This window comes from Rhizobium sp. BK313, assembly GCF_014193655.1.
Lineage (GTDB): Bacteria > Pseudomonadota > Alphaproteobacteria > Rhizobiales > Rhizobiaceae > Rhizobium.
Genome location: NZ_JACHZQ010000009.1, coordinates 227,489 through 248,196 on the forward strand (window position 1 = coordinate 227,489; position 20,708 = coordinate 248,196).

The following is a 20,708-nucleotide window of genomic DNA, read 5'->3' on the forward strand; positions in this document are numbered from 1 at the left end:
CCGCGCTCTCCAGACTTTTTCTATAGGATGAGGTGCATTGCATGTTGAGGATCAGAGGCGCTGTTGTGGCCGTCATACTGGCCGCAGCACTGCCCGGCTGCAAGATCATCAAGACGCCGACGGCCGAGGAAAAGGCCGCGCAGGCGGCAAAAAGCGCCTTCGATCCTGCTGCCAAGGTCGATGCGATCTGGCAGTCGCAGGCGGTACCCGACCTTGAAAAGCGCGCTGGCGATCTCAAAACGGTGATGCGGGCTGTGGCATCGAACCCCGACGAGGCGGGCGCAAAATTCGGCAATCCGCGTAAGCAGAGCACGTCGCCCTGGACCTATGCCGTAAAGCTTACCGGCAAGGTCGTCGCCGCCGACACGGCAACCCGCGCCGCAACGCTCGACGTCGATGTAGATGGCGACGGCAAGGCCGATGCGAAGGTTCAGATCGGTCCTGCGATCCGCGGCACGGCGCTACGCGACGCGTTGGATTTCGTGGACTTCAACGAATTCAAGAACCAGATCGAATGGGCGCAATTCGGCAAGGCTTTCAATGAGAAGGCGAACACGTCCTTTCTCGCCGCTTTGCCAAGGGATGGCCTGACCGGGAAGACGGTCGATGTAACCGGCGCGTTTCCGCTGCCCACATCCGGCCAATTGCCGCTGATCACCCCTTCGGCCCTGACGTTGGGACAATGACCATGAACGATACGACCCAGGAAGACATCATCCTTCGTCTCGAGGACGTGTCCAAAGTGTATTCGGGCATCGTCGCTGTCAAACGCGCCAATCTCGAACTGCGGCGCGGTGCAGTCAACGTGCTGGTTGGGGAAAATGGAGCCGGCAAATCGACGCTGATGAAGATCATCGCCGGGGTCGAACGTCCGACAGCCGGCCGTATCCTCCTGGAGGGTGAACCCGTTCATTTCGACAGTCCCGCCGACGCGCAGGCACGCGGCATCGGCATGATCTTCCAGGAGCTTAATCTCTTCGCCAACATGACGGTCGCCGAAAACATTTTTGCGACGCGCGAAATCACGCGCGGCGTTTTCGGCATCGATCACAGGGGGCAGATAGCTCGGGCCAACGGATTTCTGAAGAAGCTGGATGCGGCCATCAATGCCGAGACCATGGTCGAAGATCTGCCGATCGGGCAGCAACAGCTTGTCGAAATCGCCAAGGCAATTTCGCTGAATGCCCGCATCCTGATCATGGACGAGCCGACATCGGCGCTTTCGCCAGCGGAGGTCGACATCCTTTTCAAGGTGATCGCCGAGTTGAAGGCGCAAGGTGTGGCGATTGTCTATATTTCGCACCGGCTGGAGGAGCTGATGCGGATCGGCGATTACATCACCGTGCTGCGCGACGGGCAGATCACCGGTCAGGCGATGGTTCGCGACATCGATACGAAATGGATCGTCCGATCGATGATCGGATCGGATGCCAAGGATTTCGCCAAGGACGGCGGCCATACGATCGGCAAGGAAGCCTTCCGCGCCGAGGACATCAGCCTGCCGAGGCCAACCGGAGGCCTGGCCGTCGATCACGTCTCGCTCTCCGTTCGCGCCGGCGAGATTCTCGGTATCTATGGGTTGATGGGCGCGGGCCGCAGCGAGTTCTTCGAATGCGTGATGGGCAGGCACATGCATTCGACCGGTAAGATCTTCATCGACGGCGTCGAGGTTCGCGAACGCGACACCACCCGGCGGATTCGGCGCGGCCTGGCCCTAATCCCGGAGGATCGGCAGCGCGAGGGACTAGTGCAGGTGCTCTCGATCGCCAGCAACCTAACGCTTGCAAGCCTCGGACGTTTTGCACGCTTCTTTTTTCATATCGATGCCGGTGCCGAAAAGAAGGCCACTCGCGACATGATCCACGATCTTTCGATCAAGGCGCCCAACCCCGATTTCGAGGTGACATCGATGTCAGGCGGCAATCAGCAGAAGGTCGTTATCGGCAAAGCGCTGATGACAGATCCCAAAGTTCTTCTGATGGACGAGCCGAGCCGGGGCATCGACGTCGGAGCCAAGGCCGACGTCTTCCGCACCATGCGCAAGCTTGCCGGCAAGGGCCTCGCAATCCTGTTTTCTACCTCGGACCTCGAAGAGGTCATGGCGCTTTCCGACCGCATCGCCGTCTTGAGCAACGGCCAGTTGGTCGCCGTCTTCGACAGAAATGAGGCGACGGAAGAGGCCATCGTCGCAGCATCGGCCAAGGGACACGGACATACAAGGAAACTCGCGTCATGACCGCGGACACATCTTCTTCTTTTGCCGCCAAGCGATCGAACGGCTCTGTACTCCTGACGTTGATGAAACTCAGGACCTTCATTGCGCTCTTTGCCGTGATCATCTTCTTCGCCATCTTCGCACCGAACTTCACATCGACCGCAAACATGATCCTGATGTCGAAACACGTTGCGCTCAACGCCTTCCTGGCGATGGGCATGACCTTCGTCATCATCACCGGCGGCATCGACCTTTCGGTCGGCTCGATCGTTGGCCTCTGCGGAATGGTCACCGGCGCGCTTATCCTCAACGGCGTCGAATTGCCGATCGGATATACGGTATACTTCAACCTCTATGAGATCGTCGTCATCACCCTTGCCGTCGGTATCGGGATCGGTCTGATCAACGGATTGCTTATCACCAAACTCAACGTCGCGCCCTTCATTGCGACGCTTGGAACGCTTTACATTGCGCGCGGCATGGCATTGCTGTCTTCCGACGGCCAGACCTTTCCGAACCTGGTCGGCAGGCCGGAGTTCGACACGACCGGTTTCGATGTCTTCGGCGCCGGAAGGCTGCTCGGACTCCCCGTTTCCATCTGGATTCTCATCGTTCTTGCGCTGATCGCCGCTTATGTCGCCCGCTCAACGCCGATCGGCCGCCATATCTTCGCCGTCGGCGGCAATGAGCGCGCGGCGCGCATGTCGGGCATTCGTGTCGATCTCGTGAAGATCTTCGTCTACATGTTCTCCGGGCTGTGCGCAGCCATCGTCGGCATCGTCATTTCGTCGGAGTTGATGGCCTCGCATCCGGCGACTGGTGAAAGCTTCGAGCTCAACGCCATCGCCGCAGCCGTCCTCGGCGGTACTTCGATGTCCGGTGGACGCGGTACGATCGGGGGCACGATCATCGGCGCTTTCGTCATCGGCATCCTGTCCGACGGACTGGTGATGATGGGGGTTTCCTCCTTCTGGCAGATGGTCATCAAAGGATTGGTCATCATCATCGCTGTTGTTGTCGATCAGGCGCAGCGCCGTCTCCAGCAGCGCGTTACACTCATGCAAATGGCAAAGGCAGGTTGAGAATGACGGAACTCAAGGGTGCGCTCATCGGCTGCGGTTTCTTCGCGGTCAATCAGATGCATGCGTGGAAGGACGTCGATGGCGCGCAGATTATCGCGATCTGCGATCGCGATCCCGAGCGGTTGAAGATTGTCGGCGATCAGTTCGGCATCGAGCGGCGTTACAGCGACGCGGCGGCACTTTTTGCCGATGGCGGGTTCGATTTCGTCGATATCGCGACAACCGTTCAAAGCCACCGTGCGCTGGTGGAAATGGCAGCGGCTCACAAAATCCCGGCCATCTGCCAAAAGCCTTTTGCAAAGACATTGAGCGACGCCAAGGCGATGGTGAGAGCCTGTGCCGACGCCGGAATCCCTCTGATGGTTCACGAGAATTTCCGTTGGCAGACGCCGATACAGGCGGTGAAGACCGTCCTGCAATCGGGGGCGATCGGCGAACCATTCTGGGGCCGCTTTTCTTTCCGTTCCGGCTACGACGTTTTTTCGGGCCAACCCTACCTTGCCGAAGGCGAGCGCTTCATCATCGAAGATCTCGGTATCCATACGCTCGATATCGCACGCTTCATTCTCGGCGACGTCAAGACGCTCACGGCACGCACCAAACGGGTCAATCCGAAGATCAAGGGCGAGGACGTCGCAACGATCATGCTCGACCATCAAAATGGTGCGACATCGATCGTTGATGTCAGCTACGCGACCAAGCTTGGAACAGAGCCCTTTCCCGAAACGCTGATCGAGATCGATGGAACGCTGGGAACGATCCGGCTCTCGCAGGGCTATCGTCTCGAGGTCAACAGCGCAGAGGGCACGACGGTTTCGAACGCCTCGCCCAAACTTCTCTCCTGGGCTTCGCGTCCATGGCACAATATCCAGGAAAGCGTCCTCGCCATCCAGCAGCACTGGGCAGACCGCCTTACAGCAGGCGGCGAAACGTCCACGTCAGGCGCGGACAATCTGAAGACCTTCGCGCTTGTCGAAGCAGCCTATGACAGCGCCGCTCATGGGAGGACAGTCGATATTGAGGCAATGCTGCGATGACCGCTGAAATCGACCCATTTCAACTCTATGGGACGCGTGAGACCGAAGTACGGCCCAAGCGGCTCACCGCCGGCAGGCTTGCTGTCGACTTCAAGGACGGCAATCTCCGCACGATCACCTACGATGGAACCGAGGTGCTCCGCGCCGTCTCCTATCTGGTCCGCGACCGCGATTGGGGCACATATGCCCCACGGATATCGGACCTTAAGATCGATCAGGGTGACGATGCATTTTCCGTGGGTTACCTTGCGCATTGCACCGGCCCCGACGATACGGACCTTGAAATCCGTGTGCATATCTCCGCCAAGGCCGGAGGCGCCGTGATCTTCGAAGCGGAAGCGATGTCCAAAACCGGCTTCGAGACGAACCGTTGCGGCTTCTGCATCCTCCATCCGATCGTCGGCGTTGCCGGTACACCGGTCTCGGTGGAACATGTTGACGGTCGTAGCGAGGACACGCGCTTTCCCGATCTCATCGAGCCCTGGCAGCCCTTCAAGGATATGCGTGCTATCACGCATACCGTCATGCCGCATGTCACGGCGGAATGCCGCATGGAAGGCGATACCTTCGAGATGGAAGACCAGCGAAACTGGTCGGATGCCTCCTATAAGACCTATGTTCGCCCTCTTGCCCTGCCCTGGCCCTATCGGATAGCAGCCGGCCAATCTGTCAGACAGCGCATCGTTCTCAGCATCGCCGACAAGCGGGAGACGTTGACCACCCCCGCATCTGTCTCGCCCGACGGCCGGGTAGTCACGATCACGAAGGGGACCAAGCGCGGTACGATGCCGTCGATCGGGCTGATTATCACACCGGAAGAGGCGAAGACGACGTTTGAAGCCCGTGCCGTTCTAGCGGAGATCGGGCCGCAGGAGTTGCTCTTTCATTTCGATCCGAATGCCGGTCATGACGCGGCCGCCTTCGAGGCGTTTAGCGCTATCACCCGGCTTCATGCTGGCACGTCGACTCTCGAAATCGCATTGCCGTGCCGGCAGTCGCCGCTGGCCGAAGCACAGGAGATCGCAGCTTGGATGCATGCGGCGGGTTTCAAACCGGACGCGATCATCATATCCCCTTCCGTCGACAGACAATCGACCCCTCCGGGCAGTCAATGGCCAGCATGCCCGCCGCTTGAAGAGGTCTATGCGGCGGCCCGTTCCGCTTTTCCAGGCATCCGGCTCGGTGGCGGCATGCTGAGCTATTTCACCGAACTCAATCGCAAGCGCGTTCCTTCCGGGCCGCTCGATTTTATCACCCATTGCACCAACCCGATCGTGCATGCGGCCGACGATCTCAGCGTTATGCAGACGCTGGAAGCACTGCCGTTTATCACGCGCTCGGTGCGCGCCATCTACGGCGACAAGCCCTATCGCATCGGCCCCTCCACTATTCCGATGCGCCAGAACCCCTATGGCAGCCGGACGATGGACAATCCCGCAGGTCTCCGCATTCCGATGGCAAACGTCGATCCGCGGCACAATGGCCGTTTCGCGGAGGCTTTCGCGCTTGGCTACGCGGCCAACGTAATCGACGCCGGATTGGAATGCCTGACGCTTTCAGCGCTGACGGGGCCGTTCGGCGTGATCGCCGGCAAGAATGAACCGTCCCCAACCGGCGGCAGACGCCCGATCTTCAACACGGTCGCTACGCTAGCCCGCCTCGCCGGCAGCCAATGGCAGGAATGCGCATCATCCGATCCGACCGCAGTCCTTTCTTTCGTTACTGTGCCGGCTAAGGGAGCACCGCAGTTGCTGCTGGCAAACGTGACGCACACAGCACAACAGGTCGAACTTGGATCCTTCCATCCCGCCGAAAAACTCAAGGGCGGGGTCCTCACTCTCGAGCCCTACATGGCCCGCTCGATCGCGCTGATGGATTGACCTAACATCCGAGAAGCGCAACTTAGTCTTCCGAATCGAGACGACCGGGAGGATTGGCGTGAAGACAAAGAAGCTTATCAATGACGGCGCGGCGGCGGTGGACGAAATGCTGGCGGGCATTCTTGCCGCCCATCCCCGCCACCTTCGTGCCGTGGAGGGATCGCCGCGATCGATCATTGCAAATGAGGGACCGAGGCCCGGCAAGGTCGGCCTAATTATCGGCGGCGGCTCAGGGCATGAGCCGACATTCCTCGGCTTTGTCGGCAAGGGGCTTGCCGATGCGGCGGCAATCGGAAATGTCTTTGCCTCTCCGCCACCGGACCCGATCATAGAATGCGCCAAGGCGGTCGACGGCGGCGCCGGCGTCCTGTTCATGTATGGCAATTATGCGGGCGATGTCATGAATTTCGACATGGCAGCCGAGATGCTTGCCATGGACGACATCGAAGCCCGCACCGTGCTGACGACGGACGATGTCGCCTCCGCACCCATCGATCAACGGGAACGCCGGCGCGGTGTTGCCGGCAATGTTTTCATCTTCAAGGCGGCAGGTGCGGCCTGCGATCTAATGTACAGTCTGGATGAGGTGGAACGGGTCGCGCGATGGGCGAATGACCGGACCTACACGATGGGCGTTGCGCTATCGCCCTGCTCCCTGCCCCAGACGCTCAGGCCGAATTTTCAACTTGGCGACGACGAAATGGAAATCGGCATGGGTATTCACGGCGAGCCGGGCATTGCTCGCGGTCCATTGAGATCAGCCGATGAGGTCACTGCCGAACTTCTCGACCGGATACTTGGCGAGATGAAGCCAAAGCGGGGTGACCATGTGGCCGTGCTTGTCAACTCGCTCGGCTCGACACCTCTGATGGAACTCTACATCATGATGCGGAAGGTCAAGATGACGCTCGATGCCTCGGGCATAGAAATCCATTTGTCGCTGGTTGGAAATTACTGCACGTCGCTGGAAATGGCCGGCGCCTCGATCACGCTGATGCATTTGGACGACGAATTGCAGCGATTGATCGACCATCCCTGCGATTGCGCAATGTTCCGTTCGGGTGAAGTGCTCCGATGACAAAGACAATAACCGTCGACGATCTGAAATCCCTTCTAAACGTCATCGCGGAGGCGATGACGCGCGAAAGGGACCGATTGTGTGAGCTCGACGGCGTGATTGGCGATGCCGATCATGGCATCGCCATGGAGCTTGGTTTTTCGGCGGCTGCCAAGGCGGTTGCTGCACTGGATTCGGCGACATCAGACCCAACACTGATCTTCAATACGGCCGCAAAGGCTTTTCTAAACGCCGTCGGTGCCTCCTCCGGTCCGCTCTACGCAACAGCCTTGATGCGCGCAGGCGCCGCGGCAAAAGGTAAGTCATTTCTAACTGAAGATGATATGGTCGACGTGTTCGTTGCGCTTGCCAGAGGGTTTCAGGACCGTGGCAAGGCCGAGATCGGGGAAAAGACGATGGTCGATGCCTGGGCGCCCGCTGCCGCTGCCTGCCGGGCTGCGCGGGAAAAAGGAATGTCGCTCGAGGCTTGTCTTTCGGAAGCTCTGGCGGCTGCGGAAGCCGGGACGGAAGCAACAAAGGATATGGTGGCCACAAAGGGGCGTTCTTCCAGACTTGGCGAACGCGCAATAGGGCACATCGATCCGGGAGCGGCCTCGGCAACCGTCGTCGTCTCGTGCTTCAAAGCGCTCTTCTTGTCTTAATGATGATGACCTCATCATACCAGTTGACATGTGTCCGTTGATTTGCCAAAACCGCCTCAGTATTGTTCAGAGGAGGACGGGAAATGCGTATCAACTCCAAATATGCGAGCCGGTTTGGCGCGATTGCGATTGCCGCAGCGGCGTTTGCGGCGACGGGTGTCCAGGCGCAAGACCTGACACTGTGGACGCTCAATTTCGACAACGACGCCGCAAACACCGCGCTCAAGAAAGTGGCGACGGATTTCGAAGCTGCTAATCCCGGCACCCACATCGAAATCGTGCAGCGCGCGGTCGATGAGCACAAGACCGCTCTTCGCGTGGCGGCCGGCTCCAGCAAGGGACCCGATATCTATTTTAGCTGGGCCGGGCTTGGCCTTGGCGGCGAATATGTCAAGGCCGGTCTGTCGCTGCCGCTGGATAAATACTATACGCAGTATAAGTGGAACGACGAACTGCTCCCCTCGGCCGCCGCATTCGCAGACCTCTATCCGGGCGGCAAACATGGCGTTCCCTTCACCTTCAAGGGCGAGGCGGTCTACTACAACAAGAAGCTGTTCCAGCAGGCAGGCATCACCGAAGAGCCGAAAACCTATGAGGATCTCCTGGCGGATGCCGAAAAGCTGAAAACCGCAGGAATTCCGGCCTTCACCTTCGGTGGCTCCGTCAACTGGCACGTCATGCGCCTGATGGACGTGATCCTTGAGACCAAGTGCGGTGCGGACAAGCACGATGCGCTGATGGCGATGAAGTCCGACTGGACGAAGGAGCCCTGTGCGACGGATGCCTTCACCGAGTTCGCCAAGTGGACGAAGGACTACACGCTGCAGCCGTTCATGGGGATCGATAACAAGCAGTCCTACAGCCTGTTCACAGCCGGTCGCGCCGCGATGATGCTGGAGGGAGATTGGCTTGTCAGCCAGTTGGATGGCAGCGGCGCCAACCTCGACGACTACGGAATTTTCCCGTTTCCGACGAATACCAACCGCCTCTACGGGTTCGCTGAATACAACTACGTGAGCACGAAGAGCAAAGATCCCGATCTGGCTGCGAAATTTCTGGACTATTTCCTGTCGACCAAGGTTCAGCAGGACCTCGTTGGCCAGATCAGTTCGATTTCGGTCAACAAGAATGTCCAGTATACCAATCAGAAACCGCTTGAGGCGGAGTGGCTGGATATCTTCAAGACCTACAGCAAGGTCTACATGAACGGCGACCAGGCGTTTCCGCTTGATGTGACGACCGAATATTTCCGCGTCATCAATGACGTTGCGGCCGGAAATATCGAGCCGGCGGATGCCGCCAAGCAGCTGCAGGCCTTCATCGCAGGTCGTACCTAAGTCCTCCCTGGACGCCGGCCGGTCCCGGTTGCAAATCGGGGCTGGCTGTTGCTCGACCCAAATGCCCACGCGCTTGCCGCCGGCCGCCCGGAGCAGATGAGAATGTCATTGCGAAACCGAACACATGATCCTCGCGTGCAGGCATTCCTGCTGCTCGCCCCGGCTATGGCAATTTACGCGATCTTTGCGCTCTATCCGATGCTGAATGTCGCAATACTGAGCTTTCAGAAGTGGAACGGGCTCGATCCTCAGCGTCCCTTCGTCGGTCTTGCGAATTATCAATATATCTTCACGCACGATCCCGTCTTCTGGGTCGCCTTCAGGAACACGGTCATCTGGACCATCATGTGCCTGGTGTTCCCGCCGATGGTGGGACTTCTCCTGGCGTTGAGCCTCAATCAGAAGATCTTCGGTCGCAATACGTTCCGCGCCATTTTCTATCTGCCAGTCATCATCGCGCCCATCGCCGTCGCGACGATGTGGAAATGGATGTACGACCCGTTCTTCGGCCTCTTCAACGAGATGCTGACGTCCATGGGCCTCCAGCGCTGGATCAAGGACTGGCTGGGCGACCGCAATATTGCGCTTTATTCGGTCTTCGTCGCCTATCTCTGGCAGTCGGTCGGCTTCTCCATGGTTCTCTTCCTGGCTGGGCTGCAGAATGTCTCGCAGTCGCTGGTCGAAGCCGCCCGCATCGATGGCGCCGGGCGCTGGGCCGTCTTCAAGCACGTCACTTTTCCTGCACTGCGCACGACGATCACGATCGTGCTGGTGCTATCCATCATCTCGTCGCTCAAGGCCTTCGATATCGTCTACGGCTTGACCGGCGGCGGGCCGGCTCAATCGACGCAGATGCTTGCGCTCTGGGCCTTCACGCAGGCGATGCAGATCTTCGATTTTGGTCGTGGCGCCGCAATCTCGGTTGTGCTGCTGCTGATCACCATCGCCATCGTCGTTCCCTACCTGCGATGGACCCAGAAGCATGAGGAGGCCGAGCAATGACCGTCACGCCAGCCGAATCCATTGCCGTCACCTTCGATACGGCTGCCGCCGGAAAACCCAAACGAGATCCGATCCTGATTGCCTTGTGGATCTCGCTGATCGTTGTCGCGTTGATCTGGGTCGCGCCCTTCGTGTTCATCGTCTTTACATCGTTGAAGACGAAAGCCGCGGTGACGAGCACCGGCGCCTTCATGCCACCGGTTCATTTTGCCTTTGAGAATTACGGCAACGCCTGGAGCCGAGGAAATTTCGCCAGCGCCTTCTTCAACAGCGTGATCATCACCGTCATCAAGGTTCCGCTGGGACTGGCGCTGTCGGCCATGGCGGCCTACGCGATCGCCAAGATACCGCTGAAGAGCGGCAAGGCATTACTGCTTCTCGTGGTGTTCGGCACGATGATCCCGTTCCAGGTCATGCTGGCGCCGCTGTTCACGCTGGTCAATTCGCTGGGCCTCATCGATACCTATCCTGGCGTCATCCTACCCTATATCGCCTTCGGCGTTCCCTATCAGGTCTTCATCCTGCACGGCTTCTTCAAAGGCATTCCGAAGGAGTTGTCGGAGGCTGCGCTGATCGACGGTGCGAGCCATTTCACTATCTTTCGCCGGATATTCCTGCCGGTTTGCCTGCCGGTGCTTGCCGCCCTGCTGATCCTTGATTTCGTATCGACCTGGAATGAATTCGCGATGGCGCTCGTACTTCTTCAGGACCAGCACATGTGGACGCTACCGCTTGGATTGATGTCCTTCCAAGGGCAATTTTCCAGCGACTACGGGCAGCTCAATGCCGCGATCGTCATGACCGTGCTGCCGGCAACGCTCGTCTACCTCATCTTTCAGCGATACTTCGTCTCCGGCCTCACCTCCGGCGCCGTCAAAGGCTGATCCACCACCTAATCGGCAAGTCTTTCGAGGAGAATATCATGTCCAGTGCAACCGTCGAAAAATGGGGCGTCTTCGAGGCGGCTTTTGATGGCCCTTCAGGCGGCAATCCCTATCTCGACGTGGCATTCGATGCCGTGTTCAGCCAGAACAGCCGCGAAATCCGTGTGCCCGGTTTCTACGACGGCGACGGCGTCTATCGCGTGCGCTTCATGCCTGACAATGAGGGCGAATGGTCCTTCAGGACGCGTTCAAAAACCCCGGAGCTCGACGGCAAGACCGGCTCGCTGACCGCCAGCAAACCCTCGGAAGGCAATCACGGTCCGGTGCGGGTGCGCAACAAGTTTCATTTTGCCTATGCTGATGGTAAGCCGTTCCTCTCATTCGGAACGACCTGCTACGCCTGGACGCACCAGCCGATCGAGATGCAGTCGCAGACGCTCGAGACGCTGAAGAAAGCGCGCTTCAACAAGATCCGCATGGGCGTGTTTCCCAAGGACTATCCTTATAACGTCAACGAACCTCTTTACGCTTGCTTCGAGAAGGGTGCAGACGGCAAAGAGGATTTCGATCGGCCGAACCCGGTCCTGTTCCGGCATTTCGAAAACCAGGTTGCCGCACTTTGCGAGCTCGGCATCGAGGCCGACATCATCATGTTCCATCCCTACGATCGCTGGGGATATGCCGACATGTCGGCCGAACAGGATTTCCGCTATGTCGCCTATCTTGCGGCGCGGCTCGCCGCCTACCGGAATGTCTGGTGGGCGCTGGCCAACGAATATGACTTCCTCCTCGACACCAAGCCGATGACCCAGTGGGATCGCTATTTCCACATTCTCGAGGAGAACGATCCCTATGGCCACCTCAAATCGATCCATAACGGCGAAGCGACGATGAACTTCGACCATCGCAAGCCTTGGGTGACGCATACCTGCATTCAGAACTGGGACGTCAAGCGAACGCAGGAATGGCGGGACGCCTATGGCAAGCCGGTCGTCAACGATGAGCCGGAATATGAAGGTAACATCATCCAGTCCTGGGGTAACCTGACGGCGCAGGAGCTGGTCCATCGCTTCTGGATCACGGTGACGCGTGGCGGTTACGCGGGTCACGGCGAAACATATTCGCACCCCGACGACCTCATCTGGTGGGCGAAAGGCGGAGAACTGCGCGGCGAAGCATGGAAGCGTATCGGCTTCCTGCGCGACCTGCTGGAGCAGGATGTCGTCAACGGCCTTGAGCCGATGGCATCTTTCGGCGAATGGCCTTGGACGCGCGTTTCCGGCGCTCACGATGGCGATCTCCGCTATATCTATCTTGGCGAACATCAGCCCGTCATTTGGTCGACCGGCCTGCCCAAGGACGGCACGGACTATGATCTCGACATCATCGACACTTGGGAGATGACGATCACCCCCGCAAAGAAAGTGGAAGCCCCGATCCCGCACCCCACCCGGCACGGCGCAATCGTGCGCGGCGGCAAGGCGGATGCGGCCTTTGGCGTCGAACTGCCGGGTAAACCATACCAGGCCCTTCGCATCCGCAAGAAGAACTGATCGGCGCTCACAGGAGGAATTTCATGTCCGGATTGACCATCAAGAACGTCAGGAAATCCTACGGAGCGGTGGATATCATCCATGGCGTCGACGTTGATATATCGGACGGCGAATTCGTCATTCTCGTTGGGCCATCCGGCTGCGGCAAGTCGACCCTTCTCCGGATGATCGCAGGATTGGAAGAAATCACCGGCGGCGAAATCTCGATCGGCGGGCGCGTGGTCAACAACCTGCCGCCGAAGGATCGTGACATTGCGATGGTCTTCCAGAACTACGCGCTCTATCCGCAAATGACGGTTGCTCAGAACATGGGCTTTGCGCTGGAGCTTGCCGGCGCGAAGCGTCCCGAGATCGACCGAAAAGTCGGTGAGGCGGCGCAGATCCTCGGACTTCAGCCATTGCTCGGCCGCAAGCCTGCGCAGCTTTCCGGCGGCCAGCGCCAACGCGTCGCCATGGGACGCGCCATCGTGCGCGATCCGAAGGTCTTCCTCTTCGACGAACCGCTGTCCAACCTCGACGCCAAATTGCGCGTCAAGATGCGGGCCGAGATCAAGGCGCTGCATCAGCGGCTGAAGACGACGATCGTCTATGTCACGCACGACCAGATCGAAGCGATGACAATGGCCGACAAGATCGTCGTGTTGCAGGGCGGGAAAGTCGAGCAGATCGGAACGCCGCTCGAGCTTTACGATCGGCCAAGAAACGTCTTTGTCGCGGGCTTCCTCGGATCGCCCGCGATGAATTTCCTGGAAGGCAGGCTCACAGGCGGCTCGAATCCGAGGCTCCGTCTGCCGAGCGGCACTTCAATCGAACTCCTGACGGCCCCGGCTCAGTCGGACGATAGGGACGTCATCATCGGCATTCGCCCCGAAGACATATCCTTTGCGACCGACGACGGAGTGCCTGCAATCGTCACCGTGGTCGAGCCCACCGGATCCGAAACCCACGTAGCACTGGAGCTGGAGGGCCGAGAACTGACGTGGGTGATGAGAGAACGCGCCGAGTTGACGCCGAACCAAACGGTGAAGCTCTCGCTTAAATCGCCGAATGTTCACTTCTTCGACAAGGCTACCCAGCAACGCTTGTAAATGACATTTGGGCACTGACAACAAAAACATCCGCATCGGTTCGCTGTCGGATGCATTGATGAAATGCACATGTCACGAAATAAGTCCCGGCGCCCTTAACATCGGTACAAGTCTGGCACCGATGGATGCCGTACGGGTGTGCATAGGCAAAGATGCGGACGCGCCTGTCTAGTGTGTGTGCTCAAAAATCGCGACAGTTCGGCAATCTACGAGTGATTCCGCTTAGTCCCTCTAAACGTCGGACGAGCGGACATTTCGCTATAGAGGCGTGGGGACATAGACGGACTTTTGTGGCCGGTCTCCCAAATGACTCTGCCTAGCGCACCAACGGACTGTCCCAGACGGCGAACAGCAGTTCCTTGAGTTGGGCGAAGCGCTCCGACCCGAGCTCGGCGCGCCATTCATCCTCGATGTCGCGCAATAGGTCGACCATCTTCCCGAATGCGGCGTGTCCGCGTTCCGTGAACCGGACAATGCGCGCTCTGCCTTCATCCGGAACATCGGAGCGGACAATGTAGCCGAAACCCTCGAGGCTGCGGAGCAACTGGTTGATGGCTTGTTTGCTCATGCCGGCGCGCTCGGCGATCGTGCCCGGCCGAGCCCCGTCCGGCCCTGGAAACTGCAGAACCGCCATATGCGGCAGACGCAGCTCGTCAAAACCGGCGGCGTTGAGCCCCTTGATCAGGCGGCGCTGGATCGCCTGGGCCGGCACGCGCAGCAGCGCGCCGATCAACATGTCCTCGGTTTTCATGGGCAAACTTTCGTGGTTGGTGGCATTGACGGTTCGGTAAATTAAGTTTACTCGTAAGTAGTAAACTTAGTTTACCAAAGGAAATTCCATAATGCCACATGGAACTATCGACCCTCGCGTCAATCCTTCCGACGAAACAATTGGTACCAAGGGGCTCGCGGTTCGCTTTCTGCTGACCGCGGACAACTCGAACGGCAGCATTGCGGCCTTCGAGCTTATGGTCCAGGCCGCGCTGCGACTGCCGGCGCCGGCGCACAGCCACAACCACTACGAGGAAACGATCTACGGCCTCGAGGGGGTGCTGACCTGGACGGTCGACGAAAAGCAGATCGACGTCGGACCGGGGCAGACACTATGCATTCCGCGCGGCGCCGTTCATCGGTTCGACAACAACGGCAGCCAGGACGTGAAGGCGCTCTGCGTGGTCACGCCGGCAGCGATCGGGCCGGAGTATTTCCGCGAGGCTTTCGCGGTGCTCAACGCGGCGGCCGGTGGTCCGCCGGACCGGGCCAAGATGGCGGAAATCATGCGCCGTCACGGTCTTACGCCAGCGGTGCCCCCGACATAGAGGCTGGTGGGCGATATCCGGCAGTCCGGGCGCACGCGCGAGCGTCCGCTTTGGTCAAGATCGGAACCGGAGGCATCGCATCCGATGCGGCTTGAATCATTCGCCTGCTGCAGCCGCGGCGGATTGCCGCGAATGCGTTTTGCGGGGAGGAATCCGCCTGCTCGGTGCTTAACATTCGAGAGATTCGAGGGGAGGATTTCATATGTATATCGGCACCCAGTTCCAGGCTCGGGACGACGATGATTATCGCGTCATGGCACAGTTGGGGATCAAGCACGTCAACGCCGATCCCGCCGGCAATCCGCATGATTGGACGCTGGATATTCTCAAGGCCCACCGCGAACATATCGAGAGTTTCGGCCTCATTCTTGATATGATCCAGCTTCCGCTGAGCTCGCGTGTGATCGAGCAGCAATATAGCCCGGACATCCTGACAGCCGGACCGAGCCGCGATCACCAGATCGACTCTATCTGCCGTCTGATCGAGAACGCCGCTGCCGCTGGCATTCCCTCCGTCAAATACAATCTCAATATTATCGGCATCCCGCGCACCGCGTTGGAAATCGGCCGCGGCGGATCGAGAAACGAGGCATTTCGCTGGGAAAGGGCCGATCACGATGCGCCTCCTTCGATTGCCGGCATCCTCAGCGAGGAGGAGAATTGGGAGCGTATCGATTATTTCCTGTCACGCGTCGTTCCGGTCGCTGAGTCCTGCAAAGTGCGGCTTGCCTGCCATCCGCACGATCCCTACACGCCGCCTGGTTATCGCGGGGTCACGCGCGTTCTCGGCAGCGTCGACGGCCTGAAGAAGTTCGTTCAGATGCATGAGAGCCCCTATCACGGACTGAACTTCTGCCAGGGCACGGTCGGCGAGATGCTCGACAATCCGGCCGAGGAAATTTTCGACGTCATCCGCTGGTTTGGAGAAAGGGGCAAACTCTTCAACGTCCACTTTCGCAATATCCGCGGCCACAAGCTCTCCTTCATGGAGACCTTTCCGGAAGAAGGCGACATGGATATGTGGCGTTCGCTGAAAACCTACGCCGATGTCGGCTACCAATACATGATCATGCCGGATCATGTGCCGCGCGTTTCCGGCCGCGACCCTGAAAACACCGCCTTCGCTTTCACCTATGGCTACATTACCGCCATGTTGCAGGTGCTGGAGAGCGATAAGCGGTAGCGGCCACCAGCCTTGCCGGCGACGATAAAAAGTCCCAAGCGATGGCGCGGATGGTCGCTGGAAAGATGTTCAATAGACTTTCGGCGTGCGGAATATAGCAACAGCGGCAGCCACCATAGCGGCGTTGTCGGATGCTACTGTTCCATCCGGAAGATGCTTGCCGTCCTCCAAGCCAACTCGTGTCGACCATCGCCGCTGACGTGCGAGCTCCGCAAGAGGCCAGACCGTAGCATCAAAACCATGCAGGAGGATGGGGCGCCGCACATTCGCGCGGTTGAGTACCGCGGCAATATCGTCCGCGATCTGACGGGCGACGCCGAGGTTCTGCTCCTCGATCTCAATCAGGATACGGAAAACCCGGCCATGGTCTGGCAGTTTTATAAAGCGCTCCGCATCGGCCACGGAGGCAAGCCCAGCCTCGACACCGATCCCACGCCGATGAAGCAGGGTAATGATTTCCGGGGCGTCCGCTTCCGACAGATTCACCGAGGCATAATCTGGCAATTCGCTCCAGTTGGCGATGGAATGGCAAGTCCGCTCCTCGTCGCTCTCGATCCAAGCTCCTGTCGATACGCCAACGAGCGTGCCAGGGCAGGCGCGGCGAACGGCAAGAATGGTTGCATCGACGGCCGACAGGCTTTCCCGCCCATCCTGCCCGCGGGGGTGAAGGTGCAGTTCGGCTGCTCCGCAATCGACACAGGCCGCGCCATCCAACGCCATCGTTTCCGCCGTCAGCGGAAGTCGTGGATGGAAATCGCGGGGGCGTGCGCCGTTAAGACAGGCTTGAACGATCATATAGTTTCCGGCCCAATTGAAAGACGACCACCTTACATTCGCGGTCTTCTGTAGCAAATGCCACCAGCAATAGAGACATGGACACCTGTTCAGGATATTAGCAAGTGCGTATAAATGTCGGCTTGGCTCAGGAGACATGCGAATGCTGTCGATTTCGAGGGCATGTACTGCCGAGGATTTCACCATTAGTGGCGAATTGTGCAGGTCGTTCGGCGCCTGGGATGCAGAGGCATGCCGCGCCTATGACATCCCGTCGGAGGTGGTAGCGACATTTTTCCATAGTGAGGACAACGAGGCGTTGGCAGCAAAGTACAGTCAGGCGGACGCTCCGCTCCTGTTGGCTCGATGGCATGGCGAACCAGCAGGGTGCATTGCCCTTGCACCGTTCGACGAGGGCGCGGCTGAAATCCACAAATTTTATGTAGACTCAGCCTTTCGAGGGCGCGGAATCGGAAAGGCACTCCTGCAGGCGATCTTGGCCGAAGCCAGCAAGGGGCCGAGATCGATGCTGCTGCTTCATACGACGGTTTATATGAAGAGCGCGGTGTCGCTGTACGAAGCTTTCGGCTTCACACCCTGCCCACCGTTCCGAGACATTCCGGAGGCGATCAAGCACACCGAGGTCTTCATGAAGCGGCCGATCGAACGCCACAGCTTCATCGTGTAGCCTGTTCGCTGCGATTGTTGCTGGTGGCATTCGCTATCGAATTCCGTACATTCGCATCGAAAGACAGTCCAATTGGTTCCGCAGACAAACCTATGACTTCAGCCGGGGACGATCATTGCAGCTTCCGGATCAGATCGAACGTGCCGTAACCGATTCCGTCAACCGGAATTCCACCGTCGATATGATAAGGCATACCGCTCGCCGACAGACAATCAAGCCCGGTGCGCCGATGCCTTGACGAAGTCGATGAATGCCCTCAGCGGCGCAGGCACGAGGCGCCGTCCGGGGTAGTAGAGAAACGGCCCTGAGAAGGGCTGCCACCATGGTTCGAGGATGGGCTCGAGGGCGCCGCTGTCCAGATGCGGGCGCAGCCAGTCCTCAAAGAGGCAGACGATCCCGGTACCGGCGATCGCTGCGTCGACAGCAAGATCAGTCGCTCCGCCCACCCGCACGATCAGTGGCCCGGTGGGATCGACCCGCAACACCTCGCCATCGCGCTCAAACTCCCACGGTGTCGTCATCGTACCACTGGAAAAGCGGCCTAACAGACAGGCATGGCAGAGCAGCTCGCTCGGGTGTTGCGGCCGGCCATGGCGATCGAGGTAGGCCGGGGAGGCTGCGGTGGCAAAGCGCTGGATGCGCGGCCCGATCGGCACCGCGATCATATCCTGCTCCAGCCGCTCGTCATAGCGGATGCCTGCATCGCAGCCGGCAGCGAGCACGTCGACAAAGCTCTCCTCGGTGATCACCTCCAGCCGGATGTCGGGATAGGCAGCGAGGAATGGCGGAACGATGCTGGGCAGCACCAGCCGCGCGGCGCTGACCGGCACATTAAGGCGCAACGTACCTGCCGGGCTGTCGCGAAAACCGTTGACCACGTCGAGGGCAGACTCCACCTCGGTCAGTGCCGGGCCGAGCCGCTCCAGCAAGCCCTTGCCCGCTTCGGTCGGGACGACACTGCGCGTCGTGCGGTTGAACAATCTGACGCCGAGCTGCGTTTCGAGACGGCGGACCGCTTCGCTGAGGAAGGAGGCACTGCTGCCACTTGCTCGGGCGCCCTCGCGAAAGCCGCCTGCACGCGCCACCGCCACGAAGGCGTTGAGATCACCCAGGTCGACTTTCATTGTTCGCTACTCCGCACAGCCTGTACCGGTTGTATCCAATTTTCATACACACCGGCAACGCCTATCTTCGTGTCATCTCTTGAAGGGAGTTAGATCATGTCCATTATCGATCAGTCCGGCACGTTCAACCTCGGCGACCGTAGCGTGAAGCGGCTCGGCTACGGCGCCATGCAGCTCGCGGGACCCGGCGTGTTTGGTCCGCCCAAGGATCATGGCGCGGCGTTGGCTGTGCTGCGGGAGGCAGTCGCGAGTGGCGTAAACCACATCGACACCAGCGACTTCTATGGTCCGCACGTTACCAACCAGATCATCCGTGAAGCGCTCCACCCTTATCGTGACGATCTGGTCATCGTCACCAAGATCGGCGCGCGGCGCGGCACTGATGGCTCATGGAACCCGGCCTTCTCGCGCGAAGAGCTGACAGCGGCAGTGCACGACAATCTCCGCAATATGGGCTTGGATGTGCTGGATGTGGTCAATCTTCGGATCATGTTCGACGTGCATGGCCCTGCCGAAGGGTCGATCGAAGCGCCGCTGACAGTCTTGGCCGATCTCCAGCGGCAGGGCCTCGTGCGTCACGTCGGACTGAGCAACGTCACACCCAAGCAGATCGCCGAAGGCCGCGGGATCACCGAGATCGTCTGCGTGCAAAACCAATACAATGTGGCCTATAGAGCCGACGATGCCCTGATCGACGATCTCGCCCGCGAGGGCATCGCCTATGTGCCATTCTTTCCGCTCGGCGGATTCACCCCGCTGCAGTCATCCACCCTGTCTGATGTCGCCACGCGCCTCGGTGCCACGCCCATGCAGGTGGCGCTCGCCTGGCTGCTGCATCGCGCGCCGAACATCCTGTTGATCCCTGGCACCTCGTCTGTCGGTCACTTGCGGGAGAACCTCGCCGCCGCCGGGCTGGTGCTGCCGGATGACGTTGTTAAAGAGCTGGATCACATGGCGAGTATCGCCTCCTAGCGATATCAAAAAGTTGCGGGAGATCCGATTGCTACGCCAAGTCCTTGCTTGCGGCGTAGCGGAGGCGCCGAATTAAGGGAAAATGGTCGGTAATTGACCGGATGGTCGAGCCATTAAAATTTTGATGCAGTGGACGGAGGCGGGAGGCATTGACCAGCCCCTTTCGCCTCCTTTTTGTTCGGAAAGATTTCCGATTGCCACTGCGTGGAAACGCGGTGGGCATGCAGCCGATTACTTCTTCTGAGCGGCCTGACACTCACGCAATGCCTTGAACGCAGCATCGGTACCAGTGAGGTTCAGTACTATCGGGTCGCGTCCTTTCGCGGTGATCGTCAGCGCTTTCTTCTTGGCAAGACCATAGATGAAATCGAGATTATTGAAGGGAACGACTGCGCCGTCGAACCCCTCCATCTCCTGTCCCGTAGCTACACCCGTAAACTTCTCGCCATCGATGTCGAATACGACCGAGAGCTTTTCACCTGCGGTAACGTTCTTGGGTTTCTTGGAGTAGAGCGCCAGATAGCCGCGCAGGTCGGCAGTCGCATCGATGCCGATCTCCGCCTGTGTACCCGCGGCGGAGTTCTCCTTTGCAATAAGGCAACCCGGACCCATCTTCTCATTGACAAATACGTCCCAACCAGCCGCTGAGCCATATTTCTTGAACATTTCCGCGGCTTCACATGGAACAGTGAGGATTGCAGCTGCTAGGATAGTCTGAACGAATAGTTGCATGATCTTCTCCTGTGCTCTGCTTTGAGTGAAAATGGCGCGACGATATGTCACGCACCAAAACTTTAACATATTTAGGCCAGTACAACCCCTTGTTTGTTGTTGCGGCTCTCTCGAACCGA

20 protein-coding genes are annotated in these 20,708 nt (G+C 59.0%); 16 read left to right on the forward strand and 4 right to left on the reverse strand.

Going from position 1 to position 20,708, the window contains the following annotated elements; all coding sequences use genetic code 11:
• Positions 1 to 41 precede the first annotated feature (41 nt).
• The 12 genes from FHT86_RS33455 (at position 42) to FHT86_RS33510 (ending at position 13,797) form a co-directional block, all read left to right on the forward strand.
• On the forward strand, positions 42 to 686 hold the full coding sequence (locus tag FHT86_RS33455) for a DUF2291 family protein (protein ID WP_133711216.1): 645 nt from the start codon (positions 42 to 44) through the stop codon (positions 684 to 686).
• A complete protein-coding gene (locus FHT86_RS33460; RefSeq protein ID WP_133711217.1) occupies positions 683 to 2,236 on the forward strand; it encodes a sugar ABC transporter ATP-binding protein in 1,554 nt (517 codons plus the stop codon). The genes FHT86_RS33455 and FHT86_RS33460 overlap by 4 nt, the downstream gene beginning before the upstream one ends.
• Positions 2,233 to 3,297: an ABC transporter permease gene (locus FHT86_RS33465; RefSeq protein ID WP_133711218.1), complete on the forward strand. Its 1,065-nt coding sequence runs from the start codon at positions 2,233 to 2,235 to the stop codon at positions 3,295 to 3,297. Before FHT86_RS33460 ends, FHT86_RS33465 begins: the two co-directional genes overlap by 4 nt.
• Positions 3,298 to 3,299: 2 nt before the next feature.
• Positions 3,300 to 4,334: a Gfo/Idh/MocA family protein gene (locus tag FHT86_RS33470; protein ID WP_133711219.1), complete on the forward strand. Its 1,035-nt coding sequence runs from the start codon at positions 3,300 to 3,302 to the stop codon at positions 4,332 to 4,334.
• Positions 4,331 to 6,214, forward strand: coding sequence for a hypothetical protein (locus tag FHT86_RS33475; protein WP_133711220.1), 1,884 nt, complete (start codon positions 4,331 to 4,333; stop codon positions 6,212 to 6,214). Before FHT86_RS33470 ends, FHT86_RS33475 begins: the two co-directional genes overlap by 4 nt.
• 58 nt (positions 6,215 to 6,272) lie before the next feature.
• On the forward strand, positions 6,273 to 7,292 hold the full coding sequence (locus tag FHT86_RS33480) for a dihydroxyacetone kinase subunit DhaK (RefSeq protein WP_133711221.1): 1,020 nt from the start codon (positions 6,273 to 6,275) through the stop codon (positions 7,290 to 7,292).
• Complete coding sequence (gene dhaL / locus FHT86_RS33485; RefSeq protein ID WP_133711222.1) at positions 7,289 to 7,933, forward strand: dihydroxyacetone kinase subunit DhaL; 645 nt, start codon at positions 7,289 to 7,291, stop codon at positions 7,931 to 7,933. The genes FHT86_RS33480 and dhaL overlap by 4 nt, the downstream gene beginning before the upstream one ends.
• Positions 7,934 to 8,016: 83 nt before the next feature.
• Positions 8,017 to 9,270: an ABC transporter substrate-binding protein gene (locus FHT86_RS33490; RefSeq protein ID WP_133711223.1), complete on the forward strand. Its 1,254-nt coding sequence runs from the start codon at positions 8,017 to 8,019 to the stop codon at positions 9,268 to 9,270.
• Between the two features lie 102 nt (positions 9,271 to 9,372).
• Positions 9,373 to 10,272, forward strand: coding sequence for a carbohydrate ABC transporter permease (locus FHT86_RS33495; protein WP_133711224.1), 900 nt, complete (start codon positions 9,373 to 9,375; stop codon positions 10,270 to 10,272).
• Positions 10,269 to 11,156, forward strand: coding sequence for a carbohydrate ABC transporter permease (locus FHT86_RS33500; protein ID WP_133711225.1), 888 nt, complete (start codon positions 10,269 to 10,271; stop codon positions 11,154 to 11,156). The genes FHT86_RS33495 and FHT86_RS33500 overlap by 4 nt, the downstream gene beginning before the upstream one ends.
• Before the next feature lie 38 nt (positions 11,157 to 11,194).
• Complete coding sequence (locus FHT86_RS33505; protein ID WP_133711226.1) at positions 11,195 to 12,709, forward strand: DUF5060 domain-containing protein; 1,515 nt, start codon at positions 11,195 to 11,197, stop codon at positions 12,707 to 12,709.
• A gap of 23 nt (positions 12,710 to 12,732) precedes the next feature.
• Positions 12,733 to 13,797, forward strand: a complete 1,065-nt coding sequence (locus FHT86_RS33510) for an ABC transporter ATP-binding protein (protein ID WP_133711227.1) — start codon at positions 12,733 to 12,735, stop codon at positions 13,795 to 13,797.
• A gap of 316 nt (positions 13,798 to 14,113) precedes the next feature.
• On the opposite strand, the gene FHT86_RS33515 is transcribed toward FHT86_RS33510, so the two are convergent.
• The gene (locus FHT86_RS33515) at positions 14,114 to 14,548 is read right to left on the reverse strand and encodes a MarR family winged helix-turn-helix transcriptional regulator (RefSeq protein ID WP_133711228.1); all 435 of its coding nucleotides are present in this window, start codon (positions 14,546 to 14,548) and stop codon (positions 14,114 to 14,116) included.
• A 91-nt stretch (positions 14,549 to 14,639) separates the two neighbouring features.
• On the opposite strand from FHT86_RS33515, the gene FHT86_RS33520 reads away from it, so the two are divergent.
• Together FHT86_RS33520 and FHT86_RS33525 are read left to right on the forward strand one after the other, a co-directional pair.
• Complete coding sequence (locus tag FHT86_RS33520; protein ID WP_133711229.1) at positions 14,640 to 15,116, forward strand: cupin domain-containing protein; 477 nt, start codon at positions 14,640 to 14,642, stop codon at positions 15,114 to 15,116.
• A 202-nt stretch (positions 15,117 to 15,318) separates the two neighbouring features.
• Positions 15,319 to 16,299: a mannonate dehydratase gene (locus tag FHT86_RS33525; RefSeq protein ID WP_133711230.1), complete on the forward strand. Its 981-nt coding sequence runs from the start codon at positions 15,319 to 15,321 to the stop codon at positions 16,297 to 16,299.
• Positions 16,300 to 16,368: 69 nt separating this feature from the next.
• On the opposite strand, the gene FHT86_RS33530 is transcribed toward FHT86_RS33525, so the two are convergent.
• Complete coding sequence (locus FHT86_RS33530; RefSeq protein ID WP_133711231.1) at positions 16,369 to 17,094, reverse strand: 3-keto-5-aminohexanoate cleavage protein; 726 nt, start codon at positions 17,092 to 17,094, stop codon at positions 16,369 to 16,371.
• Between the two features lie 142 nt (positions 17,095 to 17,236).
• Here FHT86_RS33530 and FHT86_RS33535 point away from each other — a divergent pair, with 142 nt between their 5' ends.
• The gene (locus FHT86_RS33535) at positions 17,237 to 17,761 is read left to right on the forward strand and encodes a GNAT family N-acetyltransferase (RefSeq protein WP_133711232.1); all 525 of its coding nucleotides are present in this window, start codon (positions 17,237 to 17,239) and stop codon (positions 17,759 to 17,761) included.
• Between the two features lie 212 nt (positions 17,762 to 17,973).
• Here the strand turns inward: FHT86_RS33535 and FHT86_RS33540 are convergent, their stop codons facing one another.
• Complete coding sequence (locus FHT86_RS33540; RefSeq protein ID WP_133711233.1) at positions 17,974 to 18,885, reverse strand: LysR family transcriptional regulator; 912 nt, start codon at positions 18,883 to 18,885, stop codon at positions 17,974 to 17,976.
• 96 nt (positions 18,886 to 18,981) lie between these two features.
• Between FHT86_RS33540 and FHT86_RS33545 the strand changes: the two genes are divergently transcribed.
• The gene (locus FHT86_RS33545; protein WP_133711234.1) at positions 18,982 to 19,857 is read left to right on the forward strand and encodes an aldo/keto reductase family oxidoreductase; all 876 of its coding nucleotides are present in this window, start codon (positions 18,982 to 18,984) and stop codon (positions 19,855 to 19,857) included.
• 231 nt (positions 19,858 to 20,088) lie between these two features.
• Here the strand turns inward: FHT86_RS33545 and FHT86_RS33550 are convergent, their stop codons facing one another.
• The gene (locus tag FHT86_RS33550) at positions 20,089 to 20,589 is read right to left on the reverse strand and encodes a hypothetical protein (protein ID WP_133711235.1); all 501 of its coding nucleotides are present in this window, start codon (positions 20,587 to 20,589) and stop codon (positions 20,089 to 20,091) included.
• Positions 20,590 to 20,708: the final 119 nt, after the last annotated feature.